Genomic DNA, 22848 nt, shown 5'->3' with positions numbered 1-22848 from the left:
ATGTCCAGCTCCACCCCCGTCACCTACGGCGGCTGGCAGTCCGAACGCAGCGGGTTCATGGGCCGGCTGAGCGGGGTCGGCTTCGCTCTGGTCGTGGGTGGCTGCGTGCTGCTGCTCACGCCGCTCAACCTGGGCAGCTGGGCGGCCGCGCTGGTGTGTGTGCCGCTCGCGGCCCTGCTGTTCGCGCTCGCCTTCGGGCGCGTTCTGGGCCTGAGCGCCGACGAATGGATTCTTCTCGCAGTAAGGCATCAGATCAACGTGGCCACCCGGCGAAACGTGTTCATGTCCGGGGCATTCGCCCCGCGTTCGGCCAAGACCGGGCAGCAGCCGATGGACCTGCCCGGCGTGCTGGCCCGGCTCCGCTTCCTGGAGGCACCCGACGGCCTCGGCGGCACCCTCGGCGTCTCCCACGACCCCGTCGCCAACACCTACACCGCCGTAGCCCGCATCACCTTCCCCGGGCTCGCGCTGATCGACAGCGACCGGCAGACCGCCCGCGTCGCCGCCTGGGCGGGCTTCCTGCGCAGCTTCTGCACCGAGGACTCCCCGATCGTCCGGCTCGCCGTGCACCAGCGGTGCCTGCCCGACGACGGCGCGGCCCTGCGCTCGTGGACCGACCGGCATCTCGCTCCGGACGCCCCGAAGGAGGCGGTCGCCGCCCTGACGGAGCTGATGGAGGGCGCGGGGCCGGCCGCCACCACCCGCGAGACCTACCTGTCCGTCACCTTGTCCGCGCCCAAGGCGAGGCTGGCCGTCAAGGGCGCCGGCGGCGGCCAGGTCGGCGCGGCCGCCGTCCTGGTGCGCGAGCTGCACGCCATGCACAGCGCCCTGTCCACCGCCAGCCTGCAGGTCGTCGAGTGGCTTCCCCCGCGCACCCTGGCCCAGGTGGTGCGCACCGCCTACGACCCCGAGGCGCAGCTGATGCTCGCCACCCGCACCGCCGCCACCCAGGAACCCGACTGGCAGGGCCTCCCGCCGGGCCTCGACCCCCAGCTGGCGGGACCCGCCCACGCCGAGACCGACTGGGGCACCTACCGCCACGACGGCGCCTGGACCGTCTCCTACCAGGTGCGCACCTGGCCCCAGGCCGACGTCTACGCGACCTTCCTGCAGCCGCTGCTGCGACCGAGGCAGAACGCCCGCCGCTCCCTGAGCGTCGTCTACGAGCCCATCGGCCCGCGCCGCGCCCGCCAGGACCTGGCCCGTGAGAAGGCGCGGCGGCAGTCCGCACGGCAGCTGCGTGCCAAGACCGGCCAGGACGAGTCCGCCGACGAGCTCCTCGAAGCGGAGAAGGCCAAGGCCCAGGACATTGCCCGGGCCTCCGGCCAGGGAGTGGTGCGGCTGACCGCCGTGCTCGCCGTCACCGTCACCGACCTGGGTGAACTGGAGACCGCCTGCGCCGAGCTGCAGGCCGACGCGGCTGCCTCCGGGCTGGAGCTGCGCCGCATGTGGGGCGCCCAGGACGTCGGGTTCGCGGCCGCCGCCCTGCCGCTGGGCCAGGGCCTGCCGGATCGGAGGATCGGTTTCTGATGGCACCGTTGCTGTTCAAGCGCCGCGACAACGGCGACACGATGCTGAAAGAAGCCGGCTTCGGCGATGCCACCGGCTGGGAGCAGCGGCCCGTCGGGGCGCCCCAACCGGTCCCGAGCACCCGCGAACGGCGCCGCGCCCGGCTGCTGGAAGACCCCGAGACGGTCATGCGGATCGCCCCGAAGAAAGGCTGGGCGCACCCGTACGCCGGGCGGTCCGCCTCCCTGCCCCGCGTCGAGGTCGTGCGCGCCGACACCGCCAACGCCGCCGGCGCCTACCCGTTCCTGCACGCCGCGAGCTTGCCCCCGGTCGGCGCCTACATCGGGCAGAACACCCTGACCACCGAGGCGTTCAGCGCGCACCCGGCCGTGTGGGTCAAAGAGGGGCTTTGCACGAACCCCAACGTGATGATCACCGGCATCCCCGGCTCCGGGAAAAGCGCGCACATCAAGGCCCTGTGCTTCCGGCTGATGGCCTTCGGTCACCGCACCCTGATCGCCGGGGACGTGAAGGGCGAGTACGCCGCCCTGTGCCGCCACCTGGGCGTGGAGCCTGTCCGGCTCGGCCCCGGCCTACCCGGCCGTGTCAACCCACTCGACGCCGGGCCGCTCGGCTCCGGCCTGGAGCTGATCAAGGACCCTGGCGAGCTGCAGAACCGGCTGAGGGAGATCCACCGGCGCCGGCTGACCCTGCTGAAGGCGCTGCTGGAGCTGCAGCTGCGGCGCACCCTGCTCCCGCAGGAGGAAGAGGCCCTCGACGTCGCGGTGCGCGAGGTGACCGGCGAGCTGTACGGGCAGACACGGCTGGAGACGCCCACGCTGCCGCTTGTCTACGAGAAGCTGCGCGACCCCAGCGACGCGATGGCCGAGGAACTCCGAGTCCGCGACCGCGAGGTGCAGCGGGCCCGCGAGCAGATGGAGTCCATCCGTTCCGCCCTCGGCGCCATGGTCAACGGGCACGTGGCCGGACTCTTCGACGACCAGACCTCCATCGGCCTGAACTGGGACGCCCCGATCCAGTCCGTCGACATCTCCGCGCTGGAGCAGTACGGCGACGAGACCGTCGCCATGGTGCTTACCTGCGTCTCCTCCTGGGCCCAGGCCGCCATCGACCGCCCCGGCAGCCGGCCGTGGATCGTCGTCCGCGACGAGTTGTGGCGGCAGATGCGCTCCGGCGGCGCCTCCCAGGTCAAGAAGATCGACGCCGACCTGCGGCTGTCCCGGGCGACCGGCACCATCCAGCTCCTGGCCACCCACCGGCTCTCGGACTTCGAGGGCGTCGGCGCCGCCGGCTCCGAGGCCGTCAACATCGCCAAGGACCTCATCAGCTCCTGCGAGACCCGCATCCAGCTCGCCCAGGACACCCGCCCGCTGCGGCTGACCCGCGAGGCGATCGGCCTGACCGACGCCGAGTGCGACCTGATCGGCTCCTGGGGCGCCGGACAGCGCGGCAGAGCCTTGTGGAAGGTCGGCCGCGGCGGCGGCTCGCACGCCGTGCAGCTGATGCTCTCCCACACCGAGCAGCAGCTCTTCGAGACCGACGAGAAGATGGTGATCTGACCGTGGCCGACAAGAGCGCCGGCAGCGGACTGGACGACAACACCCTGCTCGCCGCCTACGCCGCAGGCCTCGCCGTGGCGCTGGGTGGAGCGGTGTTGCTGGCCGCCCCGCTCGCCGCCCTGCTGTCTGGCCGAGGCTGGGCCCACGCGACGGCCGGCGTCCCGGAGACCGTGCTGCGCGCCCTCGTCAACGGCCCCGGCGCGGTGTTCTCCCCGGCTCCGCCCGCCTGGCTGTTCTACCTGCTGACCGCGGCGTTGCTGCTGACGTTCTTCCTGCTGCTGCTCAAGGCCGTCACCAAGCTGAACTTCGGCGGCCACACCGGCGGCGCCCAGTGGGGCGGTGCGAAGGTCGAACGCAATCTCAAGGCCCCGCAGGACCCGAAGCTGCGGGCCAACCGCATCACCGCCGGCCGCGGCATGAGCACCAAGAAGATCGTGGCCGCCCAGCCCAACATCAGCGCCACCGTGTTCGGGGTGCCCGGCTCTTCCAAGACCACCGGCCTGGTGCTGCCCAACGCCGCCGAATGGCAGGGCCCGCTGGTGGTGACCACCACCAAGGCCGCTGACCTCGACATCATCTACGCCCGCCGCCGCGCCCTGGGCCCGGTCTGGGTGATCGCCCCGGCCGGGATCCCGGGACGGGAGACCAACAAGTGGTCCCCGGTGGAGTACTGCACCGATGCCAAGGCCGCCGACCGCATGGCCGCCTGGATGGCCGAGGCCTCCGCCTCCAGCGACGACAAGCGCGCCGCCCCCTGGGTCGACCAGGCCAAGAGCGTCCTCAAGGGCGTCCTGCTGGCCGCCAACCTCTCCGGCGGCGGCATCAACGCCATGCGCCGCTGGCTGTCCCTCGGCAAGGACGCCGTCGACCACGTCCGCTCCGTGCTGCAGCAGCACGGCTACAACGAGGTCGCTGACGACTACGCCTCCCCGTGGCTGCGCCTGCACGAAGACGGCATCGGCTCCATCCAGTTCAGCCTCAACGTCCTCGCACGCGTCTACGCCGACGAGGAGGTCCGCGAGACCTGCGCCGGCACCGACTTCACCGTGGAGGACCTGCTGACCAAGAACGGCACCGTGTGCCTGATCGCCTCCGAGGCCGACGCCGAACGGTTCGCCCCGCTGCTGACCTCGATCATCGCCTCGATCATCCACGGCGCCGAGGTCGCCTACAACACCACCGGCAAGCCCCTCGACCCCGGGCTCGGCGTGCTCGTCGACGAGGCGGGCAACATGCTGCGCTACCCCCGCCTGCCCAACATCCTCACCACCGGCCGCGGCATGGGCATCGTGGTGCTGACCGTGTGGCACGACCTGTCCCAGCTGCGCGACCGGCTCGGCGTGCAGAAGGCCAACACCGTGCTGTCCGCGAGCGGTCTGCGCATGCTGCTGCCCGGCTGCGGCGACCTGGAGACCCTGCGCTACTTCTCCGGCCTGTACGGCCGTACCGAGGTGGGCAGGACGTCAACCGGCCGCTCGCGCGGCGAGGTGTCCACCAACACCACTCCCACCGAGACCGATCTCGCGCCCGTGCACTCCCTGCAGCAGCTGGACGACTTCACCGCCATCGCCCAGTACTCCAACAAGGCGCCGATCAAGGTGAAGATGCGGCTTACCTTCCGCGACAAGGACCTCAAACGTCTGCTGGCGGCCCCACAGCCGACCGCCGAAAACGGGCCGCTGAGCCTGAACAAGTCAGCGGCACCTGCGGTGGGAAGGGCGGGCCGTGGCTGACTCCCTCGGCAACCCGGCCTCCCTGTGGCCCGCCGGCCCACCCGCGCAGACCACATCGCCGCAGCCGCGCCGCTGGGTGTGGTCGGCCATGTCCCCGCCCGAGCGCCGTGCACGGCTGCGCGAGTTGCGCACCTGGGTGGAATGGCTGCGCCACACCGCCGAACTGCACAACGAGATCCCGGCCTGCTGGTACCGCCACCGGTGGGTGCGGGAGATGCTCACCGCCCTCTACCTGGGCTGGCTGCGCACCTACGAGGGCGAAAAGACCCCGGGGCGCGATCTCGCCGAGGCCGAGTGGATCAACACGGTGCACGCGTTCAAGCCGCATATGAAGCTGCCCGCCTGTGTCGGCGGCCACCAGGAGCCGCCTCTGCCACCTCCACCGAACCCGCAGGCCGAGGAGGAGTGGGAGCTGTACCTGGCCACCTCCGCCGACACCACCGATCCGGCGGTGCACCCGGCCGAGGCCGAGGTGCGGCGCATGGCCGCCGAGTTGGACCCGCCGCTGTAATGGGGTCGGCCTGGTCAAGGACGAGACGTTGTAGGGACACGGGGAGAACACGTTGAGCACCAGGGAGACTGAGGGAGCGCTTCGTGTCGAGCAGGAACACCGCAGTGACGCAGTTGAGCAGGCACGGGAAGCTGGCACGGGAGTACTGGGAGACGTACCGGCTGCGGGCCCTCGTGGAGTTGGGGAACGAGGAGCAACAGGAGGAGTTCTTCCACGCCCTGGATCTGCGGGTGACGGAGAAGATAGGGACGTTGACGCAGGACCTGCTCCAGCAACTTCCGGCGGACCAGCGGGCGGCGGCGCGGCGTGCGACACGTTCGCAGGCGCAGGAGCTGGTGTACGACGAGGAGATCTGGCTGGAGAAGGAGCCGGGGACGGAGCACCGGGAGATGTAGCTCCGCCCCGCTTCAGGCCGGAGGGACAGCAGGGCTCGGCGACGCCGCCCTCACCTACAGCACTCCCGGTATTCCTCGCCTCGCCCCCCGGGCCCCGGGCAGCGCTGTCGGCGACGTTGCCGCCGAGGTGCAGCAGTTGCGCACCACCCTGCGGACCGGCGCCCCAGTCCCGTACGGGACGCGTGAGGAAGCCGCGCCAGCCTCCCAGGAGGTCGCTGAGGCATTCCAGGCGTGGCGCGAGACCCCTATGGGCCAGGAGCTGACCACCGCCTCCGAGCACCCCCGGGTGGCCGCGTTCCGGCAGGCATGGCAGCGGCTGCCTTCGGCGGACCTGCCCGACGGCCCCGGCACGGCGGCCGGCCCTTACGGGGACGTCGGCCGGACCGCCGAGCAACTGGTGGAGCGCGCCGTGGCCGCGAACGCCCAACATGCCCAGGCAGGACAGCCGCCCCGGTTCGCCGTAGGCGACGTCGAGGCCCTGCGGGCCCTGGCCACCCTGGCCGAGCGTCACGGCGGGCGGCTCGCGGTCACCCTGCCGCCCGGCATCACTGGCCCCGCGCCCGTCCCCCGGGCCGCCGCACCACAAGTTGCCACGCCGCGCACCCGGGTCGCGACTCCCGCCCCCCGGCGGGTTCCCGGGGAATGTCGGCGTAGCGGCCACGCCCAGATCAAGCGAAGGAAGAGGCCCCAGGTGAGCACCCCGGAACAGCCCGTGCCCGCCACGCCCGCGTGGCGGGGTGCGGCGGCGGAGGCGCTGAAACTCGACTCCCCCATGCCCCTGCAGCTGCTGACGGACTGGGAGATCCAGGAACGGCAGATCCGGCTGATCCGTGCCGAGGAGGCCACCCGGCGCCTGGCAGAGGCCGAGGCCCCCGACGGCGCCTTTCGCATGGCCCAGCTCCTGGCCGACCAGGGCGCCGACCAGGAGCTGATCGAGCGGGCCCGCGCTGCCGCCCGCGAGGACCAGCTGTACGCCCGTGAGCAACACGCCAAGGCCCACGCCCGGGCGGAGCGGCTGCATGAGCAGACCGAACAGGTCGACGTAGAGGTCCACCGGCGCCAGCAACTCACCCCGGCCCAGCAGCAGGCCGAGGCGGTGGAACGCTGGCAGGAGCGGACGGCTGCACCGGCCCACACCTCGCGCCCAGCGATCGGCCGATCGGCGTTCGCCCCGCAACTGGCGACCGACCAGGCTCAGCGACAGGGCGAGTCCCGCTGAACGTATTGGCTCCATTGGACCCAAGGGGGCTAACGCGGCTGGGCGCGGAGGAGCCGGGGGGCTCTTCCGCTCCCAGCCCCATAAGGAAGGGCCGTCATCTTCGGTGGGCGGCCCGTCGACCCAACATTAAGACTGCTCCCCGCGCCCGCGGGGATGGTCCCGACCGTCCGCACAGCGTCATCGGCCTGTGCGACTGCTCCTCGCGCCCGCGGGGACGGGGCGACGCCAATATAGAACGCTTGCCTCTTTCTCCTTGTTCTGCATTGACGGAGCTGACGCAGCGGCGGCATACTCGGAGACATGCAGAACAAGGAGAATGAGGTAAGAACGCGCGGGGAGTGTCGGTGAAGCTCACCATCGAAGGCGCCTCACCAGAGTTCGAGCGGAAATTTCTTGCACTCATCGCCGAGCACCGCGATGAACTGGCCCTGACCGCCGACACCGAGTGGACCGCCGACCGGGCCGAGCGCTACCTGCGCTCGCTGCCCACGAGCGCCCGGACCTTCGCCCGCATGGTCGTCGACGCCGGGGGCTCGATCGACGCGGACCTGCTGCGCGAGCGTTTCACCAAACTGAACGGCCCGGCCATCGCCCTGGCCCGCGCCGTACCGCGCGGCGTGCGCAACGACTGGTGGCCGGAGGGCACGCCCGAGCCCATCGGCCCGCTGTATGACCCGGACAACCCTTCGTGGCAGCGTGCCATCCGCTACGAGATGGCAGCCGAACACCTGCCTGCCTTCCGAGAGGCCCTCCACCGCATCGCCACCGTCGATGGGAAGGACCCGTCTTGACCTCACCCACCCTGTTACAGACCGCGCACCCGTCCAGCCGGCGCGCGCCGGACACCTGCCTCGGCTATCCGCACGCCCTCGGGGAGGCCGGCGCGGAGTACGTCCTGCTCACCGAGGACCTCGCCGGCCTGCTCGGGGGCAATAACGACTCGGCACCGCCGACTGGTGATCGCTAATGTTGACAGCAGGCAAGTGTGTGAATCGGGGGCACATGATCGACGGGGGATGCGCGTGACCGACCTGCCGTTCAACCGGCCCGGCCGCTTCTGGCGGGGCAATCTGCACGCCCATTCCGACCGGTCCGACGGAGCGCTGTCACCCGAGGAGACAGCTCGCCGCTACCAGGACGCCGGCTACGACTTCCTCGCACTCACCGACCACTTCCGGGCCGAGTACGGCTTTCCCCTGACGGACACCCGGCCGCTGCGCACCTCTCGGTTCACCACGCTGCTGGGGGCCGAACTCCATGCCCCATGCACGGAGGCGGGGCCGAAGTGGCACATCGTCGCGGTGGGGCTGCCGCTTGGCTTCCCGCCTCCTGACCCCGACGAGAGCGGGCCTCAACTGGCCCGCCGGGCGCGGGACGCCGGCGCGTTCATCGGCATGGCCCACCCGGCGGCGTCGCTGCTGACTGCCGTCGACGCGGAGAGCCTGGACGCGGCCCATGCCGTGGAGATCCACAACGCACTCGCGTCTCGCGAGGACCGGGGCGACAGCTGGCACCTGGCCGACGTCCTGTTCAACCGCGGGCACCGGCTGACCGCCTACGCCGCCGATGACGCCCATTTCCAGTCCCAGGACCCGCCGGGTTGCACGGCCTGGGTCCAGGTACGCGCCGAATCCCTCGAGCCGACAGCACTTCTGGCCTCCCTTAAAGCCGGCCACTATTACTCCAGCACCGGACCCGAGCTGCACGACATCCGGCTCGACGACGGCCAGATCACGGTGCGCTGCTCGCCCGCGCGCAAAGTGTTCATCACGGGAGGCGCCCCGGGGGCACAGGTGATGGAGGGCGAGGCTCTGACGGAGTGCTCGCTGCCCGTAGGGATGTTCGGCCAAGGGTTCTGCCGGGTCACAGTCGAAGACGCTGCCGGGGGCCGTGCCTGGAGCAACCCGATCCATCTGGGCCCACGTCCTGCCACCAAGCCGTAGCCACCATCCGGAAGACCTCACCTTCCCGTCGAGTCCGAAGAAAAGGATCCGCACCATGCTCTGGCCCGCACTCCGCGCCCTCTCTCATGGGGAGCTGACCTCCGACCAGCTGCGGTGGCTGATCGGCACCTTCGACCTCACCGAGGCGCCCCGCACCGAGGGGCCCGGCGCGGCGAAGAGCGTCGCGCACCGCTCCTTCACGGACGACGAGGGCGTCGATCTCATCCTGGACCTGGCCCGAACCGGCGAATCCGGCTGGGTTTTCACCTTGTTCCACACGGGCCAGCAGCCGTCCGCCCGTACCGTCGAAGACCACCGGGCCCTGTTCCACGACGCCATCGACCGGCTCGGCCTCACCCTGATCGAAGTCGCTCCCGCCGCCACCGCCGCGGAGGTCCTCGTCACACCTCCACCAACCGACAACCCCGACTCCGCCATCGGCGCCCACTGGTACCTGCCCTCCGACGAGCTGGACCACGTGTGGCCGCACGTCGGCCTCCGCGCGGACGCCACGCGGGAGGTGAAGGAGATCAAGCTGCGCGAGCTCATGCGCACCCCCGCCTGGTCTGCCGCCCCCGCAGGCCTCCGCCGTCAGGCGGAGGAGTTCCTCCGCGGCGACTGACCCAGCGCGGACGGCACAGGCGCGGCCGAGAACAACAGCACGGAGAGAAACAGAAGAGGGGGGACTCGTTGACCGAGCAGCCGACCAATGAGCCGGGCGGGGCAGACATTGCCCCGCCCCCGCCGCTGGGATCACAGGAGCGCATCGATCACCAGCGGATCGGCGAGGCGCTGCTGACCGACGACGGCCGGGTCACCGAGCCCCCCCAAGCCAAGACCATCGCGATCCAGGCCCTGGCCGATCGCATGCGATCGTCCACGCCCGAGCTCGTCCTCGCCTCGATGGGCCTGGTTGTCGGTAACGACATGGCCGCCCACCTGGGCAACAGCCGGTACGCGCTGGTCCCGCACAACGAGCGGTACCCCTCGATGGGGGCCGACGTCCTCCACGTCGACGAACTCGACCCGGTCAATCCCCGGCACGCCGCGGACCGGGTGGTACCCATGGACGCCCACCAGGCCGAGACTCTGATCCGCATGATCGCGGTCAGCGAGCTGATGGGCTCCTGGGCGTACGGCTCTAACAACAACGTGCGGGTACTGGCGCTGCAGCAGGCCGCCCAGGAGGAGTTCGGCCTCACCGACGTACTCGAATGGCGGATGGACTCCAAGACCGCTTTCGCTGTCGGCCTCGAACTCGACTACAACCGCGACGCCCTGCGGGACTTCCTGCGCACCCAGTACGAGATGACCCAGGAGGTCCTCGCCGCCCGAGGCGTCACCGAAGTGCTCTCCTACCGGGCGCTGAGCTGGCCCGAGGGGGCCGCGCAGCCGGACTGGGCGGGCCTGAACGTCGGCGACACCTTCGAGGCTCGTCAGAGGCCGCTGGCGAGCTGGTCGGCGGACCGGCAGATCGTCGCCGACTGGTTGGAGCAGCGCCAGGGACGAGGCGTGATCCTGGTCGCCCGCCAGCCCGCGCGGGACATCCTGTCCCTCCCGACGACCGGCATGGGGTACCTCGCCCAGAAGGAATGGGTCACGCTGCCGGGCGATCACCGGGCCACCCTGGACGGCCTCTTCTCCGGCACCGCCCAGGCTCCCACCGCCCAGCAGACCGCGGCCAGCCATGTCTCCCTGGGTGGCCCCGCTCTGGGCGATGTCCCGGGCGATCTGGCGGAGGCGCCGGCGGCGGCCCAAGAGACCGGCGCCCGGTGGCGGCCCTCCCCGGTCACCGGTGGGCTCGACGCCGCCGATCCACTCGACCGTCAGATCATGCGGATCCTCGAGGGCGAGGAAGAGGTCCCCACCTGGTGGCCGCAGGACGACTCCGGCTACGCCATCACCAAGCGCGACCTCGACTTCCTCGGCATCAGCCCGGTCCAGATCAAGTGGCTGCTCACGGGCGAGGCACCCATGGGTATGACCCCGGAGCTGTACCAGCAGTTCGGTACCGAGATGCTCCAGGCGCTGGAACGCGACGGCATCGACCCATCCGCGGTTGACATACGCCTCAAGGGGACTGGCTCCGGATTCTTCTCCGGGATCCACAAGACACTGCCGCGCGAGGAGGAACTCGTCGGCAACCCGCTGGCCGTCCAGCGGCTCCAGGAGTGGTTCGGAGATGACCAGAACCGACCCCTGCGCCGCCCGTACGACGCCATGTGGCGCCTGGGTCTGGAACCGGAACCCAGCGACTTCGACCTCGACATCAACAGCTCCGCGATAGTCCGGGCCGCCCGCGCGTACTGGCAGGCCAACCACCCCGACCGCTACGCCGGCGACTTCATGGGCGGTCACGGGTACCTGGACAAGCAGACCACGTTGGGCACCCTGCCGGCATTGGCCGAGTGGGCGAGCAAATGGGAAGGGAAGCTAGGCAGGCCGCTCTCCCTTGGCGTCTTCGAATCCAGCGGACCGTTCGACGCCACCGCCATTGGCCGTAGTCTGTCGTCCCACTTCCTCGACAGCGACTGGATCATCCACCGCCCCGACACCCCCATGGCCTGGCGCACGCCCAGATCCAGGCTTCCCGACCCGGCCAACGCGCCAGAACTGCCGCCGCAAAGGGGCATCGCTCCCCGCCCAGAAGACGAACAGCGAGACGAGCCGGCCGTGCAACGGCGTGCGGTGGACGCGGACGACATGCGGACCCAGTCGACCCCGGCGGGACAAGAGGAGGAGACCGACCGGCGCTCCACGCCCGATGAGACCGGGCCCAGTGTGCCCCGCGACGCCGCCCCCGAGACCGCCAACCCGCTTGCATTGCTGAGTGACGACGACCTGGCCCAGCACCAGACCAATCTCACGAACGCTGCCCACGCCCTGGCCGAAGAGGCGGCCACCGCTGCCGCGACTGCCCAGGCCCTGGCCGACCGGTATGAACAGGACGGCGGAGACACCGTAGCCCGGCTCACGGCCGCCGACGCGGATCCAGACCTCATCGAACGAGCCAGAACCTCGGCCGCCGAGGACCTCGCCCACACCCGTACGGCGGCACAGGCCGCGCAGAACAAGTTGAACGACATCAACAGCCGTATCCAACAGACAGTTCAGGAAGCCGAGCGCCGCGCAAACCTGACACCGCAGGAAGCGCAGGCCGAACGGACCGCCCGCCAGCACTACGCCGCCGCACAACGGCCGCCGCGTCACCCCCACACGCCGCCGCCCGCACCGAAGATCACTGGCCCGGAAGGGCCGTCCCGCGGCGGAACCTCTCTCTAGAGTGCATTCCGCGGGAGTCCGGCAGCTGCTTGGCGTCCCCGACAGCGGACCCGTGCTCCGGCTGGTCTGACCTTGTCGTCGGTGGCAGAGTCCGCTCCGCCACCGACGACACACCCATGATCATGGGACCAAACCGAGCCCGATACAGAGACCGGCGCCTCACGACGGAAGCGCGGGTGCCGAACTTGTCGGAGCCACCGACCCTGGCGTCACGTCGTTGGGGCTGTGCGCCGTCTCGCCAGCACCTCCCATTCCAAGAAGGAGAGCCAAGACGGTGATGACGCCCACCGCCGTTCCGATGGCGCCTACCAGGTCTCCCCGTGTGGGGGCGCCGGAAGGGGGCCGAGCCGTGTGCTTGTAGACGGCGAGCCCGACGAGGCAGCCGATGGTGAAGATCATTACGGCTTCGGCGATCTGTACGGTCATCGCTGTCCTGCCTCAGAGAACTGCGGTCGGCTGACCTTTCCGCTCGCCGCGAGCCTGCGCGCCGTAGTACGCAGCCGTCGGAGCTGGCCCTCGACTGCTCGCGCGCTCATCCCGCCGAGCAGAGCACCGATCTGGCGATGATCGAGTTCAGGGCGCCGCAGCATCAGCGTGCAGATAGCCGCAGCCTCTGGGGTGGCCTCGTTGAGTATCCCCGTCCTCGACCACGTCCCGGATGTTCAGCGCCCCCGGCTCGCAACTGCGACCGCCCATGTACCAGTCGAGCGTGAGCGCGAGTGCGTCCCGTTTGCCGGCGACCGTGGTGCGGTCGAGGGTGGCCACCATCGCGGCCAGGTCCTCGCGGATGCACTCGGCCGCCTGCAGCGCGTCCCCGATGCCGTCCGGGTCAGTCGCCACCTCGGCCGTGCGGTGGTTGACGATCGCCGTGATGTAGCTGCGGTCCTCCTCGTCCAGCGGGTGGCCGCTGAAAGCCAGCCAGTGGGCGAGGGAACCGACGTATGTCTCCAACGTCTCGGGCAGGTGCCCTCGGTCGGCGAGCCACGCGACGTAGTCCGGCACCGTGCCCGGGTCGGTCGCCACCCGTCCGTGCTCCCGGCACCACCGGGCGAAGGGGGCGGACCGGGACTCACGGCCACGACGGGTGTTGGACGGGGTCGCGAGCCGGACGCGCCGGGCGGCGGCCGCAGACAGCGGGCGGCCCGAGGGCGTGACCACCCGCGCCACGTCTGCGGGCCCGGCCGGGCCCGCTAGGTCGAACGCCGGGGCACCTCATCGGCGTCGCCCCAGCCGGCCGACGCCACCAGGTCGAGCGCAGAGGGCACGTCGGCATCCGCCCACGCTGCCGCGTACTCCGGGTCGAGGGCCGCCACAGCCGTCTCCTCCTCTGCCGTTCCTGAGCGCTGTCAGGTCTTCCAGCACATGTACGCGATCAGTCCGCCGCCCACGATGATGAAGAGCAGGGCGCAGCTGAGCAACTGTCGGCCCTGCTGGTCGGCCTGGCGCTGGTAATGCTCGGCCATCCCGCGGGCCACGCCCCGGGCTATCTCGTCCTCGCGCTGGCTGCTCACGCTCCCCCTCCGGGTCTGGTGGCTCCGATCGGAGCCACTCAGTTCGATCCGAGCGAATGTATCGGGTAGCGCTGACAGTCACTCACACCGGGTGCCCGGTCATTGCTCTGCGTGTACGCGTTGCGGCGCCAGTGCTCGACCCGCGTCCCGAAAGGCCCTCGGTGTGACCAGCCGATTGACTGAAGGATAAGCGCGACAGACGAAACGGATGGTGGGCATCCCCAGCGCCGCACCCGCGCCGACTACGTGCAGGTCGCCGACAACGAGCTCGAAGTCCTCACCCGGCGCGGGCTCGTCAGGCCAGAGGAAGCTGCCCGAGCGGCCGACCACGATCAGCCTGAGCCTCCAGCACAGCGGCCATATCCGGCCCCCTGGTGAAGGTGGGGCCGTCCCAGTACGCCGGGACCGCCACGGGCGTGAGGCGCACCGCGGTGCCGTGGACGCGCGCGGCGTCGAAGAGGGTCTGCAGCATCTGCATGCCCGCCAGGTCGAGCGCACCGAGACGGGCATGCCACGTTTGGGTCTCCGGGTCGTACGAGGCGATTTGGCGGAGCCGGTCGAGTTGTTCCTGCCATTGAGGATCGGCGGCCAGCGCTGTCGATGGTGGCCTCCAACACCCATGCGCGGTCAGGGGAGTTCGGCGAGCTGGTCATGCAAGGAACGGTAGGCGTCGCCACTGACAACTCACCCGGCCAGGTGAATCCGGGGTCTGAACAGAACCCCGGCCGTCCACGAACACGTACTGACAGGCGTGGACCCGATCCGAGAAGCGCACCTGTCCGAGCCCGGCTTGCTCGTCATCGACGTGGCGGGCCGTGACGATGCCACCGTCTTCGCCTTCCAGGCCGCGATCGCCCGCCTGTGGCCTCGACCGCCGAGCACACCACCCGGAACGTCGGCCAGCCCGGTGTTCGGCTGCGGATGTACACCGATCTGCGGCAGGTCCTCGAGGAGGGCGCCCCGACGGAGCCGGAGCCGACGGCCACGGAGAAAGGCGTGGTCCGCCACCACGGGGGGAGTGGCGGACCCGCCTGCGTCCACGGTGCCACATCCGTCCCCGGCGTGCCCGGTAGGCGGGCGAAGTCACTGTCGGAGAAAGGGCGACACCACACTCGGCGGCGCTGCCGGCCGGGTCGTTCAGAGCACGCGCAGGACGCCGACGACCTTGCCGAGAATCTGCGCCTGGTCGCCGGGGATCGGCTGGTAGGCCGGGTTGCGGGGCATGAGCCACACCCGCCCGTCCTGCCGACGCAGCACCTTGACGGTGGCCTCGTCCTCCAGGAGCGCGGCGACGATGTCGCCGTGGTCAGCGCTGTCCTGCCGTCGTACGGTCACGATGTCGCCGTCGCAGATCGCCGCGTCGATCATGGAGTCACCGGCCACGGGAAACCGACGAGTTCGCCGAATCTTGGAGGGCTCAGGATGGAAACCGATGGCAGACTGCCCCCGATCGCGTGCACTCTGACGTAGGTTCGCGTGCCCCGCCGTAGGCTGATCGGCATGCCGTGGGTATCCACTCCATCGATGAACCCTTCGACTTCTGGCCCGAAGGCGACTCCACCTGCTGGCTCCGGAATCATCGCGGGGTGTCCAGCTCCCTCACCTGGGCATCTGTAATTGAACGGACCACACCTGAGGGATCAACTCCGGTTGCCCAGTTCTTCCAGGTGCTCGATGAATACCGCAGCCGAAAGAGCTCTCACTCAACCTCAGCTACGTCGGCAAGGGGCAGCCTGTGCCACTCGTGGCCGCACCCGTCGGAACAGAAGCGCTGGCGTCGGCGATCGTCGGCAACCGCCAGCACTGAGATCAACAGGCGGAACGCCTTCCGGCGCTCGTCCAGGGGAGCCAGACTGGCGATCTTCCCCAGCTGTTCGTTGATCCGACCGCGTGTGATCAGAACTGCCGGAGTGTGGGTCGCGCGGAGGCCGGCGCGGCGAATGGCCTCCGGCCCGTCGTCGGAGGTGGCTCGCGCCTGGACGCAGTAGTGAGACAGGAGCCGCAGAGCAGCGACTTGCTCCTCGACGAGGAGGGCGTCGAACCAGGCGATGCCCTGTGCCATCGGGCGCCGCTCCTGAGCCAACTCGTTGAACATGACGGCCCACTCATTCACGGCTCATCCCCCTCGACCAGAAGCACGCTCTGAGCTGCCAGGACGAACAGCCGCGGCCACAGCTCCTTCTTCTTCTTTCCCCGCCAGGGCCAGCGGTAGCCGGACGACACCACGGCCGTCGAGCCCGGAAACCGGTGATGCGCTTGTAATGGGTAAGCGAGGCCTGACCCCGGCCGCCGACCTCCCCGGGTTCCAGGGCTTCGACCAGTGCGGTCACTCGATCGCCGCCATCCCCGCGCCGGACGGCTGGCGCGAGGTATGGCGAACGGGAGACGGAACGATCCGAACTGCGCCGGTCGTCGGCTGGATGATCGGCGCCAACTCCATCGGCAACGCTCTGATCTTTGACGATGACTTGGGCCTTGTAGGCACCGGAACCGCGGCACCCGGCCGAAACCCGCAGACTGCGATCGTGCCGCCCGGCGTGGACGCCGAGGAGCGTTGGAACGCCGAATACGGCCCAACGGAGAACTAGGCCACTAAAGGCGACGCGGCTGGCGGACGGGCGGGTCATCGTGTCGGCCGGGGCCCTCGGTCGGGTGAACCCGCAAGGCCAGGTGAAGGGGATGGAGCGGGAGCCAGCGGAGGTGCGGATCCCCAAGGCGGCGCTGGACGCCCTCGCCGCGGCGCTGAGCGTGCGCACGATGGCGATGCGGACCTGGCCCGACGGCATCCAGTGGATGGACCCGGTGGGCACGTGGGACGAGGCGCACCTGAAGGTGGCGCTCATGCCCGGGCGGCAAGGAGGTGTGGCTTCGGATGTCCACCGACCGCTCCAGCGTCGTCGTGTGGACCACCGATGGTCCTCGGTACTGCGTCCGCAGGATGATGGGCGCATGCAGTCGGGCCACGACCTTCCGAACGACCGCCGGGCCGAATACTTCGGCCAGTGCGCGGTGATGATGCTCAACGCGCTCCGGCAGGAGAATGACGCGGACCCGTTTTCCGAGGTGACCAGCGTCGACCTGTCCGCGGAAACCGAGCCGGGGCACGAAGGAATCTACGACCAGGCTCTGTCCAACGCCCTGGCCGCGATCGTTGCCGCGGAGTGGCCAGGCAAGGAAGCGAACAGCAAGGGCCGTGTGCACTTTGCGAGAGACCTGTTGAAGGTGATCGCCGAGAAGATTCCGCCCGAGCCGGTGACGGGCCTGCGCGTAGTACCCGATCGCGACGCCGACGTCCGCTCCCGATGGGAGAAGGAAAACCGCGTGCCCGAAGGGTTCTGGGACACCCGGATCGACGTTGACCTTCTGACGGATGCGCTAGACGTCAGTGGTCGGGCCCGCCATGGAAGCGGAGCGGGACGCCTGCAGCGCCGTCACGTCCAAGCCTTGCTTGCCCTTGACCACCACCCCGCCCTGAGGACGCTCCTCGAGGCCCAGTCTGACCGGGACGACGAACGGGCCCAGGACGAGGATGCGCGGTCGGCCGATCAGGCGCGCGCGCTGCTCGCCCTCATCGGTGATGATGAGGCCCAGCGCCGTGCGGAGTCGGCCGACAACCCCAACGAGTACCACCCCAAGCACAACCCTGACGGCCACGACTTCGAGGAATGCCCGGTGTGCGGGTACGAGACCTTCTGCGTCCAGGGCTTGGACATGTCGGGGAGGGTCGGCTTTGGGCAATGCGTCGTCTGCTCGTACCGGCGCAGTCCCCGCGTCGCCGATGAGGAAGGCTTCGGCGAGCACCTCGCATGGCTGATGGGAAAAGACGACGACTGAACGCTCAGTCACGGCGGAAGTTCCTTGGGGATCCGCACCTCCGCCGGCTCCCGCTCAACCTCCGCCACCCAGCCCCTCCGCCTCATGCAGCGCGCCCGGCTATGACCTACCTGCGAAAACAGGGTGTGAGTCTGCCAGGCGGAGCCCGGCTGTGTTCTACGAGTGAGCCTTCTTCAGCCGGGTGTATTCCTTGGCCAGTTCGACCCGTGAGCGGTGCGGGCCGCCCGACGTGGTGCACCGCTGCTCGGGTTCCTGGCCGCAGTCGGGGCAGGTCACCTCGTACACCCGCCACGGTCGCCGCAACCGTTGCTGTTCCCTGCGTTCGTCGATGATCGGCTTCAGCCGCTCGTCGTGCGGCACCCGCCGCATCTCACCGGGCATGGTGTCGACGGCGCATTGCTGGTGGCCGCTGTTCGCCCCGCAGCGCGGGCAGCGCCTCTCCAGCCACCTCTTCCGGGTAACTTGCCGATGGAGCTGCGGAAGCGACTTCCCTTGTCCGGGCTGGAGAGGGCCTGCGGTGTGACGTACCCGCTCCTTCCAGGCCTCGACCTTTGCCTGACGATGCGGCCCGATACTGCTGGCCTCGCTCGCTGCCCGAAGCAGCTCACGGACCTTGATCCGCAGTACGTCCGGGTCCGGGTCGGGGGGAAGTTGGTCAAGGTCGTCGAGGAGGGTGTTCAGGCGCTTGCTCGTAGCCGCCGCGATGGCGGTGAGGCAGCCGTCAGCCGCGTCGATCACGCGGCTTTCCTCCTCGGAACAGGCGTCTTTGGCGGCCGTCTTAGCATGCCGCAACAGCTTCTTGACCTTCCCGGCCCGCTTCTCGGCCACCGCCTGTTCCAGGCTGGCGAACAGCTCCCTGCGGGCCTCGGCTTCCTGCCAGCCGCCCCCGCGCGCCCTCGGGCGTTCTTCGGCGGCGCCCACAACTCCGCCCGCCTACGCGCCCGCTCGCTGTCGTCCTTCGCGCCCGCATCCAACTGGGCCTCGACAGCGTTCAGCATCCGCTTCAGCGGCCACTCGTGCGGGTTGACGCCCTGGAGGGCGAGGGCGCCGTCCCACGCATCCCACCAGGCCGCGGCCTGTTCGCAGAGCCGGAAGACGACCCAGTAGGGCGGTTCCCACTACCCGCGCCGTACAGCTCGACGACGACTTCCAGCATCTCCGCGACCGCCCGCAGCGGCAGGCGCAGCGCGTCCTGGACCCGCGCGCCCGGGTGCTCGGCGGCGAACGCCTCCGCCTCACCGGCGTCCTGGAACGACTCCAGCACCTTGCCGTCCACGACGACGTCCAGGCGCAGGAAGAACTCCGCCGACTGCGGCAGCATCTGCCGGGCGAGGAAGACCCGCACCGCGCGGATCGTCTTCCGCAGCGACGCCGGGTCGGCCCCCTCCAGGTTCTCCAGGTCGACGCCCTTCGCCGCCTGGGCTTCCTGGAGATCCACGTAGGCGTCGATGAACTCGTCCCCGTACACCTCCGGCTGCATCTCCAGCTCGTGGGGGCCTACAGCGATGACGTGGGGCTCAGTGTTGAGCGCAATGGTCTTCCGCACGGGTCATGTCCTTGTCTCCCGCTCCGTCGCCCGGCCCTCAACCAGTCAGCACCCATGAGGGTAGTCGCACAGCAGAACGGCCCCGCACCAGCGTGCGGGGCCGTTCCCTTACCTACAGTCGTCGTGCTCAACGCGCGCTGTGAGGAAACCCGATGGCAAGCGGCATCGGACCTTTGGAGAGGTCGGCGACGCTGAGGTTCCCAGTACTACGCAGATCAGGAAGGGCTTCAGCGGGGCTGGCCAGAGCGACGCAGGACCCACAGCACCACGACGGCGGGGACACCCAGCCCCAGGACGTACGCCGCCACCGCTCCGGGGTCCTCCACGCTCAGATGCTGCCCGCTGGCACGTGCCAGCTCAGCGACGCACCACGTCAGCCAGAGAATGGCGGAGATGAAAACGGCAAGCCACAGGCCCCGCCGTGCCCACACCTCACGCCCCGTAGCGGCCGAGACAATCATGACCATCCCTAGCAGCGCGACCAGGGAAGCGGGCCAGTGCCGTGCGGACGCCAACCCTGCCCCGATGATGAACCACATCCCCGCTACGACAAGAACGGTCGTCTTCATCACATGTCCCCTGGAGTCAAAGGCTGGGGAACCCGCAGGCTCCCCAGCACATGTCGTGCGACCTACATGCCGTGGGTCTCGTACTCGGTGCCGTCGGCGTGCTGGTAGAAGTGCAGCCACGGGTACCGGTGGAGCGACCCGATGTCGAGGTGGGTCGGGTCGTACTTGAAGTTCGCCCTCCGCCAAGTCTGGAGAGCGCCGTGGCTGTTACCGTGCCACGAATAGTACGCCGGGCCCTGCGACCCACTCAGGTCGAGCCCTTCGAAGGACCAGCCCAGGACCTCCGCCCACGTGTAGACCTTGTGGTCGATGATCGGCTGCTCGTAGCCGGTGACCGCCTTCCCGTTGTAGCTGTAGTTCTCCCGCATCTGGAAGTATGCGAAGTGCCGGCCGTCGGCCCCATTGAGCCAGTACACCTGCTTGAGGTACCCGTCATGCGTCCGGGCTTTCAGCGGGACGGTCTCCGTCGACGTCTTCTCCGCAGCCACGGAGCTGGTCACCTTCGTCACCGTCGTCTCTGTCCCCGCCTCGGGGTCTTGCGTCACCGTCTCCTCCGTCGTGCTGACGGGGTAGGCGATCCAGCGGCCCGAGGTCAGAAGGGCATCGGTGTCGTGCTCGCTGAGATGGTCGGCATTCGCCGCCGCGAGAAACGTCTTCGACTCCTCATGCTGCCCCGCCTCCGCACGGGTGAGAGGGATGGGCTGGTGGTTGCCCAGGAGTTCCTGGTAGCTCTCGGCAGGAGGAACGGGAGCGTCCGCTGCGGAGGCCGGTACGGCGGCTGCGGTCATGAGCGCGGCTGCGGCCAACGCCACTGCCGATGTCAGAGCAGAACGAGCGCGTATGCGCATGAGAAAAGCAAATCCCCTCGTTTTGTTGGTCGGTGGCGCGCCGAAGTCGACCGTATAACCCGGAAATGATCTTGCGCCACAGTTCTGAGGAAGACATGAGGGTGAGAGAACGGTAAGCAGACCTGCTCCCCCTGCCACCGCGCACCAGGTGGCGCCGGCCGGTGAGTTGGCGCGAAACGCCTGATCATCGCTCCATTCGGAGGGCACGACCCAAGAAGTTGTTCGGCCTGCCGCCAGGATGTCTGACCAGCCGCGTGTAGACGACCTCGCCGCCGACCTCGAACCGGAGGACGCCGTTGCGCCGGCGCGGGCGGATGAGGTGCGGCCTCGTGCCGTTGAGTACGTAGAGCGTGGCTGGGTGATCGCAGGTGATAACGCCCTCTAACCCGCGGGGGCCTTGACCGATGTGCCAGTCGATGTAGCGGCCCATCGACCCGGGTGCCTCCTGCGCGGCGATCCTCGCGACCCGCTCGGTGCGCTCGCGCAGTTTGCGCTCCACGCGGCCGTTCCGCAGCCGCAGGAACCGGGTGATCCGCCCGGGCTCGATCCTCACCTCCGCGCTCACGGCGACTCCGGCTCGGTGCAGGGCAGGCACGGCGGCAGCGCCACCGTCACGGTCTGCTCGATGCCCACACAGCCGCCCTGCGGGCCCACGGTGCGCTGCTGTCCGAGGACGAAGCGGCGGCCACGCCGGCCGGCCGGGGCGGTGTGCGGCAGGCAGCACAGCAGCGCGTTGTAGACCGTCAACGCGTCCACGTGCAGGATCCTCGCCGACTCACGCAGCTCTTCGCACGACGGCGGGCAGCCCTCCTCCGTGGGCACCGGCGGGCACCGCAGCACTGTGATGACCAGCTCCACCGCGGTGACCGGCGGCGGCGCGCAGTTCCGGGCGTCCCGCACCGCCTGGTCCTGCTGCGGGAAGCTCGTCGTGGTCGACGGGTACACCCGCGTCGCGTTCACCGACAGCTGGCCGCCCGTGCTGCCGGTGCACGGGTCCTCACAGCCGTCCCACGCCGCGGTGCCGGGCACGACGCAACGCCGGCAGTCCGGGCAGCCCGGGTGCCCGTCCACCTCCTGAGCGACCTCGTCGAGGGGCACACGCACCCCACGGTGTCGGCGACCTCATCGATCGCGAGCGGACTGAACGCCATCACAGCCTCACGGGTAGGTAGTGGTTCGAGGGCGGCGGTAGTCCACCGACCAGACGCGCGACACGGACGGCTGCCGGTACGGGTTGACCATCGCCAGCCACATGTCGACGTCCGGCAGCCCGGTGCGCATGTCCGCGTAGATGGCCGTCGTGTCCTGGAACTCCAAGTCGACGCCCTGCCGCGACACCCGGGACAAGTTGCGGTTCCGCTGGAGGCTGCAGCCACACGACCCACTGCCGCCGCACCCCTTCACCAGGTGACACACCAGCGCGGAGAACGCGGCGATCGCCGCGTCATCGAGGGGCAGGCCGGTCCGGTACGTCACGCAGAAGGTGCCGGCCTCGCCGCACGGCGCGGCCATGTCCTGGCAGTCCGGCCAGCAGCCACCGTCCGTACGGACCAGGAGGTCCCCGCTGTCGACCCGGTACGCAGCAGGGCCGAGAGCCTCACCGCCGACCATCACCGACACGACGTCCTGCACGGGCCCTGGCGGCGACGCTGAAGGCGAACCTGCTCGATCGGGGCCGGCGCGTCATCCGAGACGACGTCGGGCTCGGGGAACGCGCGCCGGGACAGCTCCCGCATCGCCCTGGTCTGCCGTTCCACCGCCTCCGCGATGGCCGGGTCCACCCTCGACGGCCGGGCGGCCTGGCGGTGCGCCTCGATGGCACGGCGGTAGCCGTCCGGCGGGGTCCGTCGCTGCACCGGCGCGGCGGGCACGGTCGGCGGAGTCGGGTCGGCGGCCGCCGTGGCGGTGCCGGCCTTCACGGGTGCGGGCGCCAGGACGTGCAGCGTGCGGACGTTCGCGCCGCGCACCTTCTCGTTGGCGGCCGCGACCAGCTTCGGCGCGCTCCAGCGCAGCTTCGTGCCGTAGGCGGGGGCGTCGGGGGCGACTTCCAGGCGGCCGGTGTTTGCGTCGAACGCCACGGCCTGGACGTGACCGGCGAGCTCCGGCGCGGCCGCGGCGAGGATGTCGTCCAACTGCGCGAGGACGCTGCCGCTGGCGGCCGGGGCGACCATGCCGCGCTCGGTCATCATCATGCTGATCGCGCTGCCGAGCCCGAGCGGCTCTCGGCCGTCGCGGCGTACGACCATGCCGGTGCGCCGCTCGGGTCGCTTCAGCTTGTTCTTTATCTATCGGCTTCGAACGGCGTCTCGAACTGAGTCGCTCACCTGGGGATTCGCCGGACGTGGGGGCGGCCTTCGTCTGATCCTGT

General features: G+C 70.0%; 26 protein-coding genes and 2 pseudogenes. 14 read left to right on the top strand and 14 right to left on the bottom strand.

Features of this window, described 5'->3' with window-relative positions:
- From AB0J12_RS37715 to AB0J12_RS37665, 11 genes are all read left to right on the top strand, one after another.
- On the top strand, nt 1–1530 hold the full coding sequence (locus AB0J12_RS37715) for an SCO6880 family protein (RefSeq protein ID WP_363269304.1): 1530 nt from the start codon (nt 1–3) through the stop codon (nt 1528–1530).
- The gene (locus AB0J12_RS37710) at nt 1530–3089 is read left to right on the top strand and encodes a type VI secretion protein (protein ID WP_363269302.1); all 1560 of its coding nucleotides are present in this window, start codon (nt 1530–1532) and stop codon (nt 3087–3089) included. The genes AB0J12_RS37715 and AB0J12_RS37710 overlap by 1 nt, the downstream gene beginning before the upstream one ends.
- Before the next feature lie 2 nt (nt 3090–3091).
- On the top strand, nt 3092–4822 hold the full coding sequence (locus AB0J12_RS37705; protein ID WP_363269301.1) for a type IV secretory system conjugative DNA transfer family protein: 1731 nt from the start codon (nt 3092–3094) through the stop codon (nt 4820–4822).
- Nucleotides 4815–5333, top strand: coding sequence for a hypothetical protein (locus tag AB0J12_RS37700; protein WP_363269300.1), 519 nt, complete (start codon nt 4815–4817; stop codon nt 5331–5333). The genes AB0J12_RS37705 and AB0J12_RS37700 overlap by 8 nt, the downstream gene beginning before the upstream one ends.
- 83 nt (nt 5334–5416) lie before the next feature.
- Nucleotides 5417–5728: a hypothetical protein gene (locus AB0J12_RS37695; protein WP_363269299.1), complete on the top strand. Its 312-nt coding sequence runs from the start codon at nt 5417–5419 to the stop codon at nt 5726–5728.
- A 136-nt stretch (nt 5729–5864) separates the two neighbouring features.
- A complete protein-coding gene (locus tag AB0J12_RS37690) occupies nt 5865–6947 on the top strand; it encodes a hypothetical protein (protein WP_363269298.1) in 1083 nt (360 codons plus the stop codon).
- A 344-nt stretch (nt 6948–7291) separates the two neighbouring features.
- Complete coding sequence (locus AB0J12_RS37685; protein WP_363269297.1) at nt 7292–7738, top strand: hypothetical protein; 447 nt, start codon at nt 7292–7294, stop codon at nt 7736–7738.
- The gene (locus AB0J12_RS37680) at nt 7735–7914 is read left to right on the top strand and encodes a hypothetical protein (protein ID WP_363269296.1); all 180 of its coding nucleotides are present in this window, start codon (nt 7735–7737) and stop codon (nt 7912–7914) included. The genes AB0J12_RS37685 and AB0J12_RS37680 overlap by 4 nt, the downstream gene beginning before the upstream one ends.
- 49 nt (nt 7915–7963) lie before the next feature.
- A complete protein-coding gene (locus AB0J12_RS37675; protein WP_363269294.1) occupies nt 7964–8890 on the top strand; it encodes a CehA/McbA family metallohydrolase in 927 nt (308 codons plus the stop codon).
- A gap of 55 nt (nt 8891–8945) precedes the next feature.
- Nucleotides 8946–9512 (top strand): hypothetical protein, encoded by a 567-nt coding sequence (locus AB0J12_RS37670; RefSeq protein ID WP_363269293.1) that lies wholly within the window; start codon nt 8946–8948, stop codon nt 9510–9512.
- Between the two features lie 68 nt (nt 9513–9580).
- On the top strand, nt 9581–12172 hold the full coding sequence (locus AB0J12_RS37665; RefSeq protein ID WP_363269292.1) for a hypothetical protein: 2592 nt from the start codon (nt 9581–9583) through the stop codon (nt 12170–12172).
- A gap of 573 nt (nt 12173–12745) precedes the next feature.
- On the opposite strand, the gene AB0J12_RS37660 is transcribed toward AB0J12_RS37665, so the two are convergent.
- The 4 genes from AB0J12_RS37660 to AB0J12_RS37645 all read right to left on the bottom strand — a co-directional run bounded on the left by AB0J12_RS37660 (nt 12746) and on the right by AB0J12_RS37645 (nt 14161).
- Nucleotides 12746–13195: a hypothetical protein gene (locus AB0J12_RS37660; RefSeq protein ID WP_363269290.1), complete on the bottom strand. Its 450-nt coding sequence runs from the start codon at nt 13193–13195 to the stop codon at nt 12746–12748.
- 167 nt (nt 13196–13362) lie between these two features.
- On the bottom strand, nt 13363–13485 hold the full coding sequence (locus tag AB0J12_RS37655) for a hypothetical protein (RefSeq protein ID WP_363269288.1): 123 nt from the start codon (nt 13483–13485) through the stop codon (nt 13363–13365).
- 33 nt (nt 13486–13518) lie between these two features.
- Nucleotides 13519–13683: a hypothetical protein gene (locus tag AB0J12_RS37650; RefSeq protein ID WP_363269287.1), complete on the bottom strand. Its 165-nt coding sequence runs from the start codon at nt 13681–13683 to the stop codon at nt 13519–13521.
- Between the two features lie 295 nt (nt 13684–13978).
- Entirely contained in the window at nt 13979–14161 is a 183-nt protein-coding gene (locus AB0J12_RS37645; RefSeq protein WP_363269285.1) for a hypothetical protein, read from the bottom strand.
- Nucleotides 14162–14434: 273 nt separating this feature from the next.
- Here AB0J12_RS37645 and AB0J12_RS37640 point away from each other — a divergent pair.
- Nucleotides 14435–14616: pseudogene (locus AB0J12_RS37640) on the top strand (DUF6207 family protein); the annotation flags it as partial.
- A 204-nt stretch (nt 14617–14820) separates the two neighbouring features.
- Here AB0J12_RS37640 and AB0J12_RS37635 read toward each other — a convergent pair.
- Together AB0J12_RS37635 and AB0J12_RS37630 are read right to left on the bottom strand one after the other, a co-directional pair.
- A pseudogene (locus tag AB0J12_RS37635) lies at nt 14821–15066 on the bottom strand (S24 family peptidase); the annotation flags it as partial.
- A gap of 316 nt (nt 15067–15382) precedes the next feature.
- Nucleotides 15383–15778 carry a DUF5958 family protein gene (locus AB0J12_RS37630; protein WP_363269284.1) on the bottom strand — a complete coding sequence of 132 codons (396 nt, stop codon included), beginning with the start codon at nt 15776–15778 and terminating at the stop codon, nt 15383–15385.
- A gap of 166 nt (nt 15779–15944) precedes the next feature.
- Here AB0J12_RS37630 and AB0J12_RS37625 point away from each other — a divergent pair, with 166 nt between their 5' ends.
- On the top strand, nt 15945–16271 hold the full coding sequence (locus AB0J12_RS37625) for a hypothetical protein (RefSeq protein ID WP_363269283.1): 327 nt from the start codon (nt 15945–15947) through the stop codon (nt 16269–16271).
- A 64-nt stretch (nt 16272–16335) separates the two neighbouring features.
- The gene (locus AB0J12_RS37620; RefSeq protein ID WP_363269282.1) at nt 16336–17517 is read left to right on the top strand and encodes a hypothetical protein; all 1182 of its coding nucleotides are present in this window, start codon (nt 16336–16338) and stop codon (nt 17515–17517) included.
- 156 nt (nt 17518–17673) lie between these two features.
- Here AB0J12_RS37620 and AB0J12_RS37615 read toward each other — a convergent pair whose 3' ends face one another.
- From AB0J12_RS37615 to AB0J12_RS37580, 8 genes are all read right to left on the bottom strand, one after another.
- Complete coding sequence (locus AB0J12_RS37615) at nt 17674–18438, bottom strand: hypothetical protein (protein WP_363269281.1); 765 nt, start codon at nt 18436–18438, stop codon at nt 17674–17676.
- A gap of 82 nt (nt 18439–18520) precedes the next feature.
- Complete coding sequence (locus AB0J12_RS37610) at nt 18521–19063, bottom strand: hypothetical protein (RefSeq protein ID WP_363269280.1); 543 nt, start codon at nt 19061–19063, stop codon at nt 18521–18523.
- A gap of 227 nt (nt 19064–19290) precedes the next feature.
- On the bottom strand, nt 19291–19632 hold the full coding sequence (locus AB0J12_RS37605; RefSeq protein WP_363269278.1) for a hypothetical protein: 342 nt from the start codon (nt 19630–19632) through the stop codon (nt 19291–19293).
- Nucleotides 19633–19694: 62 nt separating this feature from the next.
- A complete protein-coding gene (locus AB0J12_RS37600; protein WP_363269276.1) occupies nt 19695–20420 on the bottom strand; it encodes a hypothetical protein in 726 nt (241 codons plus the stop codon).
- A gap of 244 nt (nt 20421–20664) precedes the next feature.
- The gene (locus AB0J12_RS37595) at nt 20665–21045 is read right to left on the bottom strand and encodes a hypothetical protein (protein WP_363269275.1); all 381 of its coding nucleotides are present in this window, start codon (nt 21043–21045) and stop codon (nt 20665–20667) included.
- The gene (locus tag AB0J12_RS37590; protein ID WP_363269274.1) at nt 21042–21578 is read right to left on the bottom strand and encodes a hypothetical protein; all 537 of its coding nucleotides are present in this window, start codon (nt 21576–21578) and stop codon (nt 21042–21044) included. Before AB0J12_RS37590 ends, AB0J12_RS37595 begins: the two co-directional genes overlap by 4 nt.
- Before the next feature lie 60 nt (nt 21579–21638).
- The gene (locus AB0J12_RS37585; RefSeq protein ID WP_363269273.1) at nt 21639–22112 is read right to left on the bottom strand and encodes a hypothetical protein; all 474 of its coding nucleotides are present in this window, start codon (nt 22110–22112) and stop codon (nt 21639–21641) included.
- Nucleotides 22091–22726: a DciA family protein gene (locus AB0J12_RS37580; RefSeq protein ID WP_363269270.1), complete on the bottom strand. Its 636-nt coding sequence runs from the start codon at nt 22724–22726 to the stop codon at nt 22091–22093. The genes AB0J12_RS37585 and AB0J12_RS37580 overlap by 22 nt, the downstream gene beginning before the upstream one ends.
- Nucleotides 22727–22848: the final 122 nt, after the last annotated feature.

It is taken from the genome of Streptomyces sp. NPDC049915 (genome assembly GCF_040656475.1).
Lineage (GTDB): Bacteria > Actinomycetota > Actinomycetes > Streptomycetales > Streptomycetaceae > Streptomyces.
The sequence above is the reverse complement of the archived record's forward strand: the minus strand, read 5'-3'. Positions and strand labels throughout refer to the sequence as shown.